This is a genomic window from Corynebacterium kalinowskii (assembly GCF_009734385.1).
GTDB classification, from domain to species: domain Bacteria; phylum Actinomycetota; class Actinomycetes; order Mycobacteriales; family Mycobacteriaceae; genus Corynebacterium; species Corynebacterium kalinowskii.
This window is the reverse complement of record NZ_CP046452.1, coordinates 1897303-1911517: the sequence shown is the minus strand read 5'-3', so window position 1 is coordinate 1911517 and position 14215 is coordinate 1897303. Positions and strand designations below refer to the sequence as shown.

General features: G+C 58.3%; 13 protein-coding genes. 11 read left to right on the top strand and 2 right to left on the bottom strand.

All coding sequences use genetic code 11. The annotated features are described in order from the left end of the window. Positions 1-8: 8 nt before the first annotated feature. The 7 genes from CKALI_RS09080 (at position 9) to secA (ending at position 8923) form a co-directional block, all read left to right on the top strand. Positions 9-638: a dTMP kinase gene (locus CKALI_RS09080; protein WP_156193045.1), complete on the top strand. Its 630-nt coding sequence runs from the start codon at positions 9-11 to the stop codon at positions 636-638. Between the two features lie 50 nt (positions 639-688). Continuing rightward, positions 689-1372, top strand: coding sequence for an MtrAB system response regulator MtrA (gene mtrA / locus CKALI_RS09075; protein WP_156193044.1), 684 nt, complete (start codon positions 689-691; stop codon positions 1370-1372). 12 nt (positions 1373-1384) lie between these two features. Continuing rightward, positions 1385-2995 (top strand): MtrAB system histidine kinase MtrB, encoded by a 1611-nt coding sequence (gene mtrB, locus CKALI_RS09070; RefSeq protein ID WP_197079673.1) that lies wholly within the window; start codon positions 1385-1387, stop codon positions 2993-2995. Beyond that, positions 2985-4697 (top strand): MtrAB system accessory lipoprotein LpqB, encoded by a 1713-nt coding sequence (gene lpqB / locus CKALI_RS09065; RefSeq protein WP_156193043.1) that lies wholly within the window; start codon positions 2985-2987, stop codon positions 4695-4697. The genes mtrB and lpqB overlap by 11 nt, the downstream gene beginning before the upstream one ends. Beyond that, complete coding sequence (locus CKALI_RS09060) at positions 4694-5305, top strand: ComF family protein (protein WP_231580452.1); 612 nt, start codon at positions 4694-4696, stop codon at positions 5303-5305. Before lpqB ends, CKALI_RS09060 begins: the two co-directional genes overlap by 4 nt. 144 nt (positions 5306-5449) lie before the next feature. After that, complete coding sequence (gene hpf / locus CKALI_RS09055; RefSeq protein ID WP_156193042.1) at positions 5450-6112, top strand: ribosome hibernation-promoting factor, HPF/YfiA family; 663 nt, start codon at positions 5450-5452, stop codon at positions 6110-6112. Positions 6113-6286: 174 nt separating this feature from the next. Beyond that, complete coding sequence (gene secA, locus CKALI_RS09050) at positions 6287-8923, top strand: preprotein translocase subunit SecA (RefSeq protein ID WP_156193739.1); 2637 nt, start codon at positions 6287-6289, stop codon at positions 8921-8923. A gap of 4 nt (positions 8924-8927) precedes the next feature. Here secA and CKALI_RS09045 read toward each other — a convergent pair whose 3' ends face one another. Then, entirely contained in the window at positions 8928-9359 is a 432-nt protein-coding gene (locus CKALI_RS09045; RefSeq protein WP_156193041.1) for a hypothetical protein, read from the bottom strand. A 171-nt stretch (positions 9360-9530) separates the two neighbouring features. On the opposite strand from CKALI_RS09045, the gene CKALI_RS09040 reads away from it, so the two are divergent. The 4 genes from CKALI_RS09040 (at position 9531) to CKALI_RS09025 (ending at position 12922) form a co-directional block, all read left to right on the top strand. Next, entirely contained in the window at positions 9531-9941 is a 411-nt protein-coding gene (locus tag CKALI_RS09040) for an HAD-IA family hydrolase (protein WP_156193040.1), read from the top strand. Further along, the gene (locus CKALI_RS09035) at positions 9942-10448 is read left to right on the top strand and encodes a DUF6912 family protein (protein WP_156193039.1); all 507 of its coding nucleotides are present in this window, start codon (positions 9942-9944) and stop codon (positions 10446-10448) included. A gap of 133 nt (positions 10449-10581) precedes the next feature. Continuing rightward, entirely contained in the window at positions 10582-11637 is a 1056-nt protein-coding gene (locus CKALI_RS09030) for a ferredoxin reductase (protein WP_156193038.1), read from the top strand. A gap of 10 nt (positions 11638-11647) precedes the next feature. Further along, a complete protein-coding gene (locus CKALI_RS09025; protein ID WP_156193037.1) occupies positions 11648-12922 on the top strand; it encodes a fatty acid desaturase family protein in 1275 nt (424 codons plus the stop codon). A 6-nt stretch (positions 12923-12928) separates the two neighbouring features. On the opposite strand, the gene CKALI_RS09020 is transcribed toward CKALI_RS09025, so the two are convergent. Further along, entirely contained in the window at positions 12929-14212 is a 1284-nt protein-coding gene (locus CKALI_RS09020; RefSeq protein WP_231580451.1) for a chloride channel protein, read from the bottom strand. Positions 14213-14215: the final 3 nt, after the last annotated feature.

Sequence of the window (14215 nt, the reverse complement as noted above, 5' to 3'; positions counted from 1 at the left end):
GCACACGCGTGATTATTTCTATTGAGGGTATCGACGGTGCCGGCAAGAACACTCTCGCTCGTGCCCTGACCGAACGCATCAGTGCGGACCGACTCGCTTTTCCACGCTACGAAGAGTCGATCCATGCACAGCTGGCTGCCCGCGCTTTGCGTCTGGAAATGGGTGATCTCACCAACAGTGCCTATGCGATGGCCACGTTGTTCGCGTTGGATCGGCATGGGGTCGTCGAAAAGCTGCGCGCTGCCTCGGGCCGCGATGAGATTTTGTTGCTCGACCGCTACGTCGCTTCGAATGCGGCCTATAGCTGGGCCCGGACTGAAGATGAATCAGTAGTGCAGTGGGTGTTTGACCTCGAATTTGGTGATCTCGGATTACCTCAGCCGGATCTTCAGGTACTCCTCGATACACCAGTGAAAGTAGCTGCCGAGCGCGCCGAAAAGCGGGCTGAGGCCGATGCTTCCCGCGCGAAAGACGCATACGAGACTGACGGCGGGTTGCAGGCCCGGACGTGCGAGGCTTATCGACGACTGGCGGCCACATCATGGGCTGGCCAGTGGATTGTCGCACAGCCAAATGAGGACGTGTCATCATTGGCGGAGCGAATCATCACGCGCATCCAGGCACAAAAGAACCTATGATGGACGATTATCGAATAATTGATAGCCAGTAGCACAGCAATGAGGTTGCAATGACTAATGCGAAAATTCTCGTGGTGGATGATGATCCAGCCATCTCCGAGATGCTCACCATCGTCCTCCAAGCCGAGGGCTTTGACACCGTCGCAGTAATGGACGGCAGCGAAGCTGTGGCCACGTTCCAGCGCGAACAACCGGATCTAATCCTGCTTGACCTCATGCTTCCGGGGATGAATGGCGTGGATATCTGTCGAGCTATTCGCCAAGAGTCGATGGTTCCCATTGTGATGCTCACCGCGAAGACGGACACGGTTGATGTCGTACTTGGTCTGGAGTCTGGCGCCGATGACTACGTGAGCAAGCCTTTCAAGCCCAAAGAGCTGGTTGCTAGGATTCGCGCTCGCCTGCGCCGTACGGATGAAGAGCCGAGCGAGCTCATCGAGGTTGGTGACCTCACGATCGACGTCCCCGGTCACCTTGTTAGTCGTGGTGATGATGAAATTCAGCTCACCCCGCTCGAGTTTGATTTGCTGTTGGAGATGGCACGCAAGCCCCGCCAGGTTTTCACCCGCGAGGAGCTGCTCGAAAAGGTCTGGGGCTACCGACATGCCTCCGATACCCGTTTGGTGAACGTTCATGTCCAGCGCTTGCGTGCCAAGATCGAAAAGGATCCAGAGAATCCACAAATCGTGCTCACTGTCCGCGGCGTTGGGTACAAGACTGGCCACAACGACTAGTCCTCCTCACTTATGACTTCTGCCCGCCACACGTGGGAGCGGATGCTCGATAGCTGGCGTACCTCCCTGCAAGTTCGAGTGATCGGCTCCATCCTGGTTTCCACCACGATCGTGGTGTTGTTTCTAGGACTCACGCTGATCAGCATTGTCGCGCAGCGACTCGTTGACTCAAAGCTTGAAACCGCTGATAGCGAAGTTGATCGCGCGCGGGTGGCCGTCGAGAAGCAAATCGCTACGTCGGACTCCTCGAACTCGCTGCAAGCGCGACTAAATTCTGCACGAGCGACGCTGATCAACTTAGGGATGGTGGCGTCATCGGGGCCGAATTCAACCTATGAGCCGGTGCTGGTGGTGGAAAATCCGGATGGGACAACGACTACGTCCCCAGAAGGGTTCGAAATTCCCGATCGGCTGCATCACTTCGTCTCGCAAGGGCAAGTGTCCTACCAGTTCGCCACTTTGAACAACTCGCAGGGCGAACTCTATAAGGCTCTGGTTATCGGCTCGCCAACTGACTCCGACATCGCCGGGCTGCAGGTATATCTCGTCATGCCACTGTCGAATGAAGAAGCCACTCTCGCGCTGATCAAGGGCCTGTTTTCCGCAGGTGGCGTTGTCTTGCTCGTCTTGATCGTCGCAATCGCCTGGTTGCTCACCCAGCAAGTCACAGCGCCAGTACGTTCCGCCAGCCGGATTGCCGAACGCTTTGCCGCCGGTCATCGTCGCGAACGCATGGTGGTCGAGGGCGAGGACGAAATGGCCCGGTTGGCTAACAGCTTCAACTCCATGGCGGAGTCATTATCCAAGCAAATCGACCAGCTAGAGGAATACGGTGACCTGCAGCGCCAGTTCACCTCCGATGTGTCGCACGAGCTGCGTACCCCACTGACAACCGTCCGCATGGCAGCCGACATGATCGCTGACAATGTGGATGATTCGGATCCTTACATCAAGCGCGCCTCTGAGCTTATGATCCGCGAGCTTGACCGATTTGAGTCTCTGCTCGCCGATCTGCTCGAAATTTCTCGTCACGATGCAGGCGTCGCCGACCTATCCGAGGAACGCGTTGATATTCGCAGTGCCTTGCAAGCAGCCTGGCAGCAAGTCGAACACCTCTCTGAGAAGCTGGATGTCCCGGTTTCCTTCGATCTGCCGGATGAGCCGGTGAACGTGGTCATCGACTCGCGTCGCATCGAGCGTATTCTGCGCAATCTGCTCGCCAACGCCATTGACCACTCCGAAAGCAAACCGGTAAACGTGGTGTTGCGGACTAACGAAGACGCCGTGGCTATCGCTGTCACCGATCACGGCGTGGGCCTCAAACCTGGTCAGGAAGAACTGGTATTCAATCGATTTTGGCGCGCCGACCCATCCCGCAAGAGGCACTCTGGAGGCACCGGACTTGGTCTAGCCATCGCCTCTGAAGACGCTCGCCTCCACGGGGGACGCCTCGAGGCCTCCGGCGAAATGGGAATTGGTTCTAGGTTTCGTCTCACTTTGCCCAAGGTAGCGAAGCAGCACTTCAACGAAAGCCCCATTTCATTGACATACCCCGATGCGGTGCAGGAACTTCCGGAAGCACAACCAGTAAAAACCGATGGGGTGATCCTCGATGAACACTAAGATCCTGGCCGCAGTAACCATTGCGGGACTGACTTTGGCATCCTGCACAACCATCCCCAGCTCATCGAGCCCGCAGGCCCTGCGTACATTCGAACCCGCAGCACAGGGGGTAGAGAACGCTGGTCCTTATCCTGGCCAAGAACCGGACCTGTTGGTGCGTGACTTCTTCACTAATTCTGTGAAGCCAATCCAGCGGCACCAAGCGGCTCGCCAGTATCTCACACCTGAGGCTGCTAAGTCCTGGGATTCCCAGACCGGCATGCTGGTCTTGGATCGCATCGACGTTAACTCATTGCCGGGTGCAAGCGATCAGAAAATTTCCTACAGCGTGCGTGGCCCGGTAGTCGGATCGATCGGAGTCGGGGGCGTGTATCAGCCGGAGCACGGTCAGTATGAGGCGACTATTGACGTCGAAAAACGTGATGGACAGTGGCGGATCAGTAACCTGCCACCCGGCGTGGCTGTCCAGCACACCGAGCTGCGCAACAACTACCAACCCTACGCGCTGTACTTCATGGACCCGACCGACAACGACCTAGTGATCGACCGGCGATGGGTGTATAGCGGAAACTCTTCGCTCAACACGGCACTGCTCTCGCTGCTGGTAGAAGGGCCACAACCGGTGCTGCGTCCTGGTGTGAAGACGTATGTGCCGCCGGGAGCGACGTTTTCTGGATTCAACTCAGGGGTGTACTCCTTCTCTGGGTTCGGTGACCTCAGCGCCGAGGGGCGGTATCGCTTCGCTGCGCAGGTTGTCTGGACGTTGGCGAAAGCGGGTGTGCCAGGGCCGTACAAGATCGAGATCGATAACACGCCGATCGTTGAAAACTCTGAGTTCCTGACCGTTGAACAAGTAGCCGAGTACAACCCGGGGGCCTCAGCGGGCGCAGCCTCGCCGCTGTATGCCCTGGCTGACGGCAAAATCAAGTCAGTAGAGGGTGAGCGGGCAGTGCCACTGGCCGGAGAGTGGGGAGAGGTCTCCGGCATCTCGTCTGCTGACTTTGAAGCGGGTACGGGGCTGGTTGCCGCGGTGCAGTCGACGGGTGAAGAACCAGATCGCCGAGCCACGTTGCTCCTAGGCAAGATTGGTGAGCAAGGGCGTCGTGGCGTCGAAGCGAAAACTTTGTCTACCCCGACTTTCGAAAACAGTGGCAACGCCGTCTGGACCGTTCTGGATGGCCGCAAGGTGGCCAGAGTCGCACGTTCGACCACCAGCGGGGATCTCTCGCACACGGAGGTAGATACGAGCGAGCTAGAAGGTTATGAAGGATTGATTTCGGTGCTTCGCCTGTCGCCGACGGGCGTGCGATGTGCCTTCATCATCAATGGTCGGGTCTATCTGGCCACTGTCGAACGGCCTAACGCCGGGAACCGTAAACTGACCAACGTTCGTGAAATCGCACCAGCGATTGCGGGTACGGCGCTGACGGTCGATTGGAAGATCGACGGGTCCCTGCTGGTAGGAACCTCGACTCCTGAAACCCCGGTGTGGCAGATTCAGTCGGATGGCTCGGGCCTGACTCCGCTGCCTTCGGGCAATGTGACGGCTCCAGTGGTAGCGATCTCTGCAAGCTCGTCCACTGTGTACATCACCGATTCTCGAGCAGTTCTTCAGCTGCCGATCAGTACCACTGGCGTCGCGTTTTGGCGCGAGGTGCCAGCACTGCAGGGGCAGCGAGCGGCCCCGATCGTGGCAAAATGATCGAGTTGCTGTTGCCGAAGCACTGCGCGGGGTGCGGAGCAGCAGGACGCGCACTGTGCAGTGCTTGTCGACGCCACCTAGCCCGGCCACCCCGCCGAATCTTCACTCCCGTTGATCCGCATATTCCGGTGTGGGCCTTAGGTCCCTATTCCGGGGTGCACCGCGAGGTGGTGCTGGGGATGAAGGAACGGGGACGGCGCGACATACCCGCGTATCTCGGGGCAGTGCTGGGTTCTGGAATCGAGCACTTGGCTGCGCGCGGAGAGCTTCCGGAGCCAGAGTCGCTCACGCTAGTTCCAGCGCCGACGAAGAGTGCGTCGGCTCGGTTGCGTGGTGGTGACCCTGTCACCGCTGTGGCGAAGTCCAGCGGGCTGCGGGTAGCCGGCTGTGTTCGCCATGGATCACAGGTGGGGGAGTCCGTTGGTTTGTCGGCTTCGGCTCGTCGGAGGAACCTGGCGGGCAAGGTGATATTGGACCGAATTCCGCCAGCACCTGTGCTGCTGGTCGATGATGTTGTGACCACTGGTTCCACCCTCGCTGAGACCGCTTCGGTACTTTTTGCGGCAAATGTGCAGGTAGCCGGCGCATTGGTCATTTGTGTTGCGTGATATGTATTGCTTTGGGGAGGGGTCATGGCGGAATGGTTATTACCAGATGTAAAATCAGGGGTGTAGCAAGATAAGCGTCACCGTGGACGTTGTGAGTAATCCCGCTCACATTGTGCGGTGGCTGATACCGGGAGGTAAAGCAAAGTGACTACACCTGCTGAGAACAACGACGTCCTGCGCGCTCAGTTCAACATCACTGGCCGCAACGTCGAGGTGCCCGATCACTTCGCGGAACGCGTCAAGTCTAAGCTCGCTAAGATCGAGCGCCTTGACCCGACCCTGACGTTCTTCCACGTGGAGCTTCAGCATGAGCCAAACCCACGTCGAGAAGCCCAGAGCGATCGCATTCAGATCACCGCCACTGGCAAGGGACACATCGCTCGCGCAGAAGCTAAGGAAGACAGCTTCTATGCCGCACTGGAAACCGCACTAGCCAAGATGGAGCGCTCCCTGCGCAAGGTGAAGGTGCGTCGTCAAATCAGCCGTTCCGGCCACCGCGCACCACTGGGTGCTGGCGAGATGGCTGCTGAAATGGTTGCAGAAGCAAAGAAGTCCCAGGATGCAGTCGGCGAGTTCGATGTTGATCCATACGCAGACAAGGTGCAGGATGTTGTTCCTGGCCAGATCGTCCGCACCAAGCAGCACTCCGCTGCTCCGGTGTCCGTCGATGATGCACTGTCTGAGATGGAACTCGTCGGTCACGACTTCTACCTCTTTGTGAATGAGGAAACCGGTCGTCCATCCGTCGTTTACCGTCGTCATGCTTTTGATTACGGTCTGATCGAACTGGTGGAAGAAGAGAAGTAAATTCTTCATCTGCGTTCCACATGCCCCTGGCCCAGCACGGCGGTCGGGGGCATTTTCGTAGTGGTACTAGGCGAAACTAAAACCACCGGGAATGCTCCACGGGGTGCGTCTGTGCGTAGAATGGTTGGAGATTTGTCTTTTGTTGCCTACCTACATTTGTAAGGATCAGTGCCAGTGTTTGGATTGTCCAAGATTCTCCGCGTCGGTGAGGGGCGCGCGATCAAGCGCCTTGCCGCCATCGCCGATCAAGTTCTCACTTTGGAAGATGAGTACGCTGCGCTTACCGACGAAGAACTAAAGGCGAAGACCGCGGAGTTCAAGGAACGAGTCGAAAAGGGCGAGAAGCTCGATGACCTGTTGCTTGAAGCGTTTGCGACTGCTCGCGAGGCATCCTGGCGAGTTCTTGGTCAGAAGCACTACAACGTTCAGGTTATGGGTGGCGCTGCCTTGCACTTCGGCAACGTTGCCGAGATGCGCACCGGTGAAGGTAAGACCCTGACCTGTGTTCTTCCGGCCTACCTCAACGCTTTGGAAGGCAAGGGCGTTCACGTTGTCACCGTGAACGATTACTTGGCCAAGCGTGACGCGGAGTGGATGGGCCGTGTGCACCGCTTCCTCGGGCTGAAGACCGATGTGATCTTGTCCAACATGACGCCGGAGCAGCGTCGCACGGCTTATAACGCGGACATCACTTACGGCACCAACAATGAGTTGGGTTTTGATTACCTGCGCGACAACATGGCGCATTCCTTGAACGACCTGGTGCAGCGTGGTCACCATTACGCCATCGTGGACGAGGTTGACTCGATTCTTATTGACGAAGCTCGTACCCCGCTCATCATTTCCGGTCCTGCTGACGGTTCATCCGAGTGGTACACCGCATTCTCAACCATCGTGCCTCGCATGCAGCGCGACATCCACTATGAAGTAGACGAGCGCAAGCGGACTGTAGGTGTGAAGGAAGAGGGAGTTGCCTACGTTGAGGATCAGCTTGGCATTTCTAACCTTTATGCGCCGGAATACTCCCAGTTGGTCAGCTACCTGACCAACGCCATTAAGGCGAAGGAGCTGTTCACCCGCGACAAGGATTACATCGTCCGCAACGGCGAAGTGATGATTGTGGATGAATTTACCGGTCGCGTTCTCGATGGTCGTCGTTACAACGAGGGCATGCACCAGGCCATTGAAGCCAAGGAAAATGTGGAGATCAAGAGCGAGAACCAAACCCTCGCTACGGTCACCCTGCAGAACTACTTCCGTCTCTACGGCAAGCTGGCCGGCATGACCGGTACCGCTGAGACCGAGGCGTCCGAATTGCACCAGATCTACAAGCTTGATGTGATGCCGATTCCGACCAACCGTCCGAATCAGCGTGAGGATCTCACTGACCTCATTTACAAGACGCAGGAAGCGAAGTTCGCCGCGGTCGTTGATGACATTTCCGAGCGCGTCGAAAAGGGCCAGCCAGTGCTGGTCGGTACTGCTTCCGTGGAGCGTTCCGAGTACCTGTCCCGCCTGCTGCAGGCCAAGGGCATCAAGCACAATGTGCTGAACGCTAAGCACCACGAGAAGGAAGCAGAGATCGTCGCACAGGCTGGTCTACCTGGTGCTGTCACGGTGGCCACCAATATGGCTGGACGCGGTACCGACATCGTGCTGGGCGGTAACCCCGACATCCTCGCCGACATCAACTTGCGCGAGCGTGGCCTGGACCCAGTTGAGAAGCCGGAAGAGTACGAAGCTGCATGGGACGAGGAAATCGTCCGCGTGAAGAAGCGCTCCGAAGAGCTTGCGGAAAAGGTTCGCGATGCCGGCGGTCTGTACGTGCTGGGCACCGAGCGCCATGATTCCCGCCGTATCGATAACCAGCTGCGCGGTCGATCAGGGCGTCAGGGTGACCCGGGTGCAACCCGTTTCTACCTGTCCATGCGTGATGACCTGATGCTCCGCTTCGTCGGCCCAATGCTGGAAAACACCATGAATCGGCTGGATATCCCAGATAACCAGCCGATCGATTCCAAGATGGTGTCTAACGCGGTGAAGAATGCACAGACCCAGGTAGAGTCGCAGAACTTTGAAATGCGTAAAAACGTCCTGAAGTACGACGAGGTGATGAACGAGCAGCGCAAGGTGATTTACGCTGAGCGTCGCTCTGTGCTTGAGGGCGCCGATGTTTCCAAGCAGATCCAGTCCATGATCGACGATACGATCACGGACTACGTCAATCACGCCACGGCCAATGGCTATGTGGAGGACTGGGATCTTGAAAAACTCTGGAACGCTCTGGAGAGTCTGTACAGCCCATCCATGACCTGGCAGTCTCTCGTTGACGGCACCGAGTACGGTGCTGCCGGAGAACTCTCCGCCAAGGATCTGCGCGAAGCGATTCTGAAGGATGCCCGCACCTTGTACGCCGACATGGAAGACAAGGTGTCCGCCATCGGCGGCGAGGACCAGATGCGCAGCATCGAACGCGTTGCCATTCTGAATGTGGTGGATACCAAGTGGCGCGAGCACCTCTACGAGATGGACTACCTCAAGGAGGGCATCGGCCTGCGTGCCATGGCCCAGCGCGATCCACTGGTCGAGTACCAGCGCGAAGGTGGCGACATGTTCAACGCCATGAAGGACGGCATCAAGGAAGAGACTGTCCGCCAACTGTTCCTCATTCGCAAGCAGTTCGTACCTCAGGCTGAAGCTGCGGGCACCGTTGACGTCAACCGCGATGGCAAGATCGATGCCGAAGATCTCGGGGCAAAATCGGGTCCACGTCCGGACCAGATGCGTACCTTCGGCCCAGAAGAGGTCTAGTTTTCTAGAACAGGCGCAGGGTTCGCATGATCCATTGGCGTTTGCCTTCCGGTAATTCAAGCCGGGTGGCAAACGCCTTTGCCTTTCCTGACACCGAGTAGGTACCTACGACCTCGGCCGCCTCCAAGATGCGGATGGCGAACGGGTCGGTGACAGGTGGCGGTGGAACGAGGCGTACGTCGATATGCTGCAGTGCTACCGGCCCGCGAAGGGTGTGAGCCTTTAGATAGGCGCGAACATGAATGCGCACTTGACCGTCATAGGTGGGGCGCTGGAGTGATGCCGTTGGTCGTACACCACAGGCGACGTCGAGGGCGATCTGGATGCAGGCCCGTAGGGAAGCGTCAGGCGATGACCGTGGTGCGGACATGGCGGTGCGTTGGCTGGATGGGGATAGGCACTTCAGGTGGCTGTATCCCGGGATGGCGCGAAGCAAGGGGGGTGTCCTTCGATTTGAGACGTGGCACCCGAGGTCGTCTGCGACCCGCCGAAAGGTCATGGGCTGTGGAAGAATTGGTGACGCAGTGGCTGTCGCTTGATAGCAGTGTGCCATGGATTAGTATTTTCGTCGAGTGAGAATCAACCAAAGGAAGCGGGAAGTAAGAGCGTGCGAGGTTTAATCGTCGATTATGTCGGTGTCCTGGACGGTATGGAAGAAGATCAGCGTCGCTGGCGAAATTTGCTAGCCGCTGCCAAGCGCGAAGGCGTTGCGACTGCCATCCTCTCCAATGATCCAGGTGGCCCTGGCGCAGATCCAATCCGTGAATGGCAGCGTGGCGAATTTGTGGACGCCGTGGTTCTCTCCGGCGAGATCGATGCGGAAAAGCCAAGCGAAGAGGCTTTTCAGGCCGCGGCCGAGGCCATTGACCTGCCAATGCGGGATTGCGTGCTTGTCGACGATTCCATTCTCAACGTCCGCGCAGCGGTAGAAGCCGGCCTTGTTGGCGTCTACTATCAACAGTTTGATCGCGCAGTCGTGGAGATCGCCGGGCTGTTTGGCCTGGAAGGGGAGTTCTAGATGCGGGTGTACTTTCCGGCAACGTTTTCCATACTTCGCGAGCTAAAGGAAACCGACTCCTTTTCAGCTCGATCGGGATGGGGCTTTGCTGTTACCCCCGCGTTGGTGGACTTTTTTGAGGATGGAGACGAAGAAGAATTCGCTCACTTTGCTTTCATTGAGGCCGCACGGGCTTCGCTGCGCCTGCTCGCGATTGGTGATGAAGAGAAATTTCCGCACCGCCGTGTTGTTATCACCGCTGACCTAGATGATTCTCGTATCGAACTTGCGCCGGAGCAGGGTGAGGCCGTGGTGAAGATCAGCCCAGCGCGCATCGGCTTCGAAGAGATCGCCGCGCTGCATGTAGATATCGAGACTTCTGAGCAGGCAACGGCCGCTGCTATTGCCGCGATCGACGCTGCCGATCTCGGTGACGAAGATGCCGAGCTGACCGTCGGAGATGCCGATGAGAACTTCTTGGCATGGTACGACACAGTCGAACTGCCGTTCCTAGTTGACCTGCTGTAACGATTCTCCTTGATAAAACTTCCTCGGCCCAAAAAGTCGTGGGAGTTTTTGTGTTGCACTTGCCAACCCAACCTACGCACGCGTAAGCTACGCAACCGTACCTTAAGGTGTTGCTAGCGAAACGAAGAGAGATATGAAAACCACTCTAGATGCATTGGCGGGCGTACGCACCGCACTCAAAGCGTGGACTACTCCGCTCTTGCCAGATGACTACACCGCCCTGCTCAATCCGCTGTGGAGTACCCGCGAGCTGCGCGGAAAAGTTGTCAAGGTAACCAAGCACAATAACGATACGATCAGTTTGGATGTTACCCCTGGCTGGGGCGTTCCCGTCGACTTCGCGCCGGGACAGTACATCGGCGTTGGCGTACAAGTGAACGGGCGCTATGTTTGGCGTAGCTATTCTCTCACAAATGTCTCAGGCGCGGATAAGCTATTTAGTATTACGGTCAAGGCACAGCAGGGGGGAAGGCTGTCCGAGCACCTCGTCGAATGCGCTCAACCAGGCATGAACGTGCGCATCGCGCGCCCTGCCGGCGATTTTCACCTGCCTGATCCGATCCCGGAAAAGCTGCTCTTCCTGGCTGCGGGCACCGGTATCACCCCGATCGTGGCTATGATCCGCGCTCTAGAGCTGCGCTCCCCGAATCACGACGCAGTACTGGTGTATTCGGCGCGTACCGAACAGGACGCACTGTTCATTGAGGAGCTACGCCAGGTGCCAGGCCTCACCTGCCACCTGCGAATTACTTCGGAGCAAGGGCGCGTCACTCCGGAAGAAGTTGGCAACCTGGTCCCGGATTATGCGGAGCGTGCTCCTTTCGCTTGCGGGCCGGGAGAGATGCTGGAGGCACTGGCAAAGTGGTGGGACGAGGGCGTCGAAAAGCGTCACGAGCTGCGCACTGAGCGCTTCACCTTGGATCGCACCTCGGACGCAGAGGGAGGTCTCATTACCTTCGGCGCCAAAGGCCAAGTTCAGGCAGACGGCGCCACCACTATCCTCGAGGCTGCGGAGTCCGAAGGGATTCAGCTGCCGTTCGGATGCCGCATGGGCATCTGTCACACTTGCGTGCAGACGATCAAGGACGGCGCAGCGCACAATCTGACCACCGGCGAAGCCCATGAACTGGGCGAACGCATCCGAACCTGCGTGTGCGTAGCGCGTGGCGACCTAACCCTCGACGTGTAAGGATACTGACATGGCTATCAAGAACATTCAAGCGTATTCCCATCTGACCGACGAAGACATTGAAGAGATCGGCCGTCGCTTCGACGCCATCAAGCAGGAAGTCGAAGCCAGCCTCGGCGAGAACGACGTTAAGTACATCAAGGGCCTGATCAAGGTACAGCGTGGCACGGAACTCACCGGTCGTGCGTTGCTCCTGCTCAGCCATAAGAAGCCATTTTTCTGGGCAGGCACCGGCTTGCTCAGCCTGGCCAAGATCCTCGAGAACATGGAGATCGGCCACAACGTGATCCACGGCCAGTGGGACTGGATGAACGATCCTGTCATCCACTCCGCTACGTGGGAGTGGGACATGAACTGCCCAAGCTCCCAGTGGGCGCACACGCACAACCACGTGCACCACACGTACACCAACATCCTGGGCATGGACCACGATGTTGGATACGGCATTCTCCGCGTTACCCGTGACCGCAAGTGGACCCCGATGCACGCCTTCCAGCCGGTGACCAACGCGTTCCTGGCGTCCTTCTTCCAGTGGGCCATTGCGTTCTACGACGTCGAGCTCGGGCGCGTCTTCGCAGGTAAACAGACCTGGGAGGAGACGAAACCGAAATTCTGGGAGACCATGGGCAAGGTTCGTAACCAGGTGCTGAAGGACTACGTCCTCTACCCAGCGCTCACCGGCCCGAATTTCCTGCACACCGCGAAGGCGAATATGATCGCTAACCTGGTGCGCAACTGGTGGTCTTACGCTGTGATCTTCTGTGGTCACTTCCCAGATGAAGTGGAGACCTTTACCAAGGCGCAGTGGGAGAACGAAACCAAGGGCGAGTGGTACCTGCGTCAGATGCTGGGTTCCGCGAACTTCCGTGGTGGCAAGATCCTCACCATCTTGTCCGGCAACCTGAACTACCAGATCGAGCATCACCTGTACCCGAACATGCCGTCCAACCGCCTCGCAGCGGTGGGTAAGCAAGTTGAGGCGATCGCCCGGGAATTCGATCTGCCGTACAACACGGATTCCTTCCCTGTGCAGTTCGGCAAGGTGCAAAAGACCCTGCTCAAGCTCACGCTGCCGAACTCCATGCTGGCCGCCGATCCTTCTAACGCGCCAGAGGTGCGTTCCGAAGAGGGCTTCACTCCGGAAATGGAAGCTCAGCTGCATGTGGGCAAGAATGAGCATGGTTTGCGCCGTGGCCTGGTACCGGGCCTGCAGCTGCTCAAGGAAGCGCGCCCGAGCGTCGGCGAGGCGATCCGTTACGCGCTCATGCGTCCGGTACGTCGCTAGTCGCGCTTAGCGACGCCGATTGCCGACAAATAGTGCAGATGTGAATGGGGCCAGCCGCTGTTCTTCGTTAACAAGCAGGCCCCATGCACGTACTGCCAGCGCGGCAGCTACAACTGCAACGAACACGGGCAGGTAGCCTTGGGCTGCCATGTCCGTGAATTCGATCGCTGCGATGAGGCCGAAGAGTGGGGCAGCCATTGCCGTTGAAAGGAACGCTGCGCCCCCAAGCACGGCGAAGGCTCCGAGGGGAACACCGGGGAAAAGCGGTCCGAGAGCAATGCCGAGCAGCGCCCCGCAGATCGCCCCGAGGCCGAATGCCGGGGTGAGAGTACCGCCGATGACACCGACGCGGAAGCTCAGCACGATTGCGCACACGCGCAGCACACCCACCAGGATCAAGCCCAATGCGACGTTGTCTGCGGTGAGGATGGTGTCAGTGGTGAATCGGGCATTCGCGCTGACCCCGGGCACGAAATAGGACATCACTGCTAGGACCGCGAACCCCACAGGCATCTGCCACAAGAGAGCTTTGCCGGTCGCGCGACGCTGCACCGCGATGCGGGCGAGCTTGCCAAAAAAGTGTCCGAGCAACCCGGCGCAAAAGCCCACGATGATCGCGACGATGATCGTCGGCAGATTCTCGGAAACGTCCACGCTGTGGAAAACCGGGTGCGGGGTAACGAAAGCTCCGGTCACGGCCGCGGCGGTGGCAGAGGTGAGCATCACGGTGATGACCGCCTGCGCGGACATTTCCACGAGCAGTAGCTCCAGTGCGAACACTGCGCCCGCCAGTGGTAAGTGAAAGGTTGCGCCGAGACCAGCACCGGCGGCAGCGCCGATGAGTAAGCGACGCGATGGCTGGTCCAAGTGTCGCCACACGGCGAGGCGTGATGCAGACAGCCCGCCGACGATGCGAGGTGCATTCTCGCGCCCTACAGGAGCGCCAGCAGCCACTGACATCACTTGAATGAAGGCGGAAGCTAACGTCGCCACGAGGGGCATTTTCCGGCCGGCCATTGCGCCGGGGACGGATACTTGTTCATCGCCATACTTGTTCAGCAGAAACCAAGCCCAGGACAAGACGAAGCCGAGTCCCAGCAGCGTGAGCGCCAGCCGAAGTGGCGATACGACAGACGTAGGATCAGGGGAGGCCAAATGGTCTGTGCCAAACACCAGGCGTTCAGTCAGGATAACCGCCCAGTTCAGCGCTGCTACCGCGAGCCCAGTGAGAGCGCCAGTGAGCACAGCGAACAGGGACAATCGACTGATTGAGGTGCTTTCGAGAGGCACAGA

Excerpts from the sequence above, each read along its gene's own strand:
- CKALI_RS09030 (WP_156193038.1), top strand. The coding sequence starts at position 10,582 with ATGAAAACCACTCTAGATGCATTGGCGGGCGTACGCACCGCACTCAAA.
- mtrB (WP_197079673.1), top strand. The coding sequence starts at position 1,385 with ATGACTTCTGCCCGCCACACGTGGGAGCGGATGCTCGATAGCTGGCGT.
- CKALI_RS09035 (WP_156193039.1), top strand. The coding sequence starts at position 9,942 with ATGCGGGTGTACTTTCCGGCAACGTTTTCCATACTTCGCGAGCTAAAG.
- lpqB (WP_156193043.1), top strand. The coding sequence starts at position 2,985 with ATGAACACTAAGATCCTGGCCGCAGTAACCATTGCGGGACTGACTTTG.
- CKALI_RS09025 (WP_156193037.1), top strand. The coding sequence starts at position 11,648 with ATGGCTATCAAGAACATTCAAGCGTATTCCCATCTGACCGACGAAGAC.
- mtrA (WP_156193044.1), top strand. The coding sequence starts at position 689 with ATGACTAATGCGAAAATTCTCGTGGTGGATGATGATCCAGCCATCTCC.
- CKALI_RS09060 (WP_231580452.1), top strand. The coding sequence starts at position 4,694 with ATGATCGAGTTGCTGTTGCCGAAGCACTGCGCGGGGTGCGGAGCAGCA.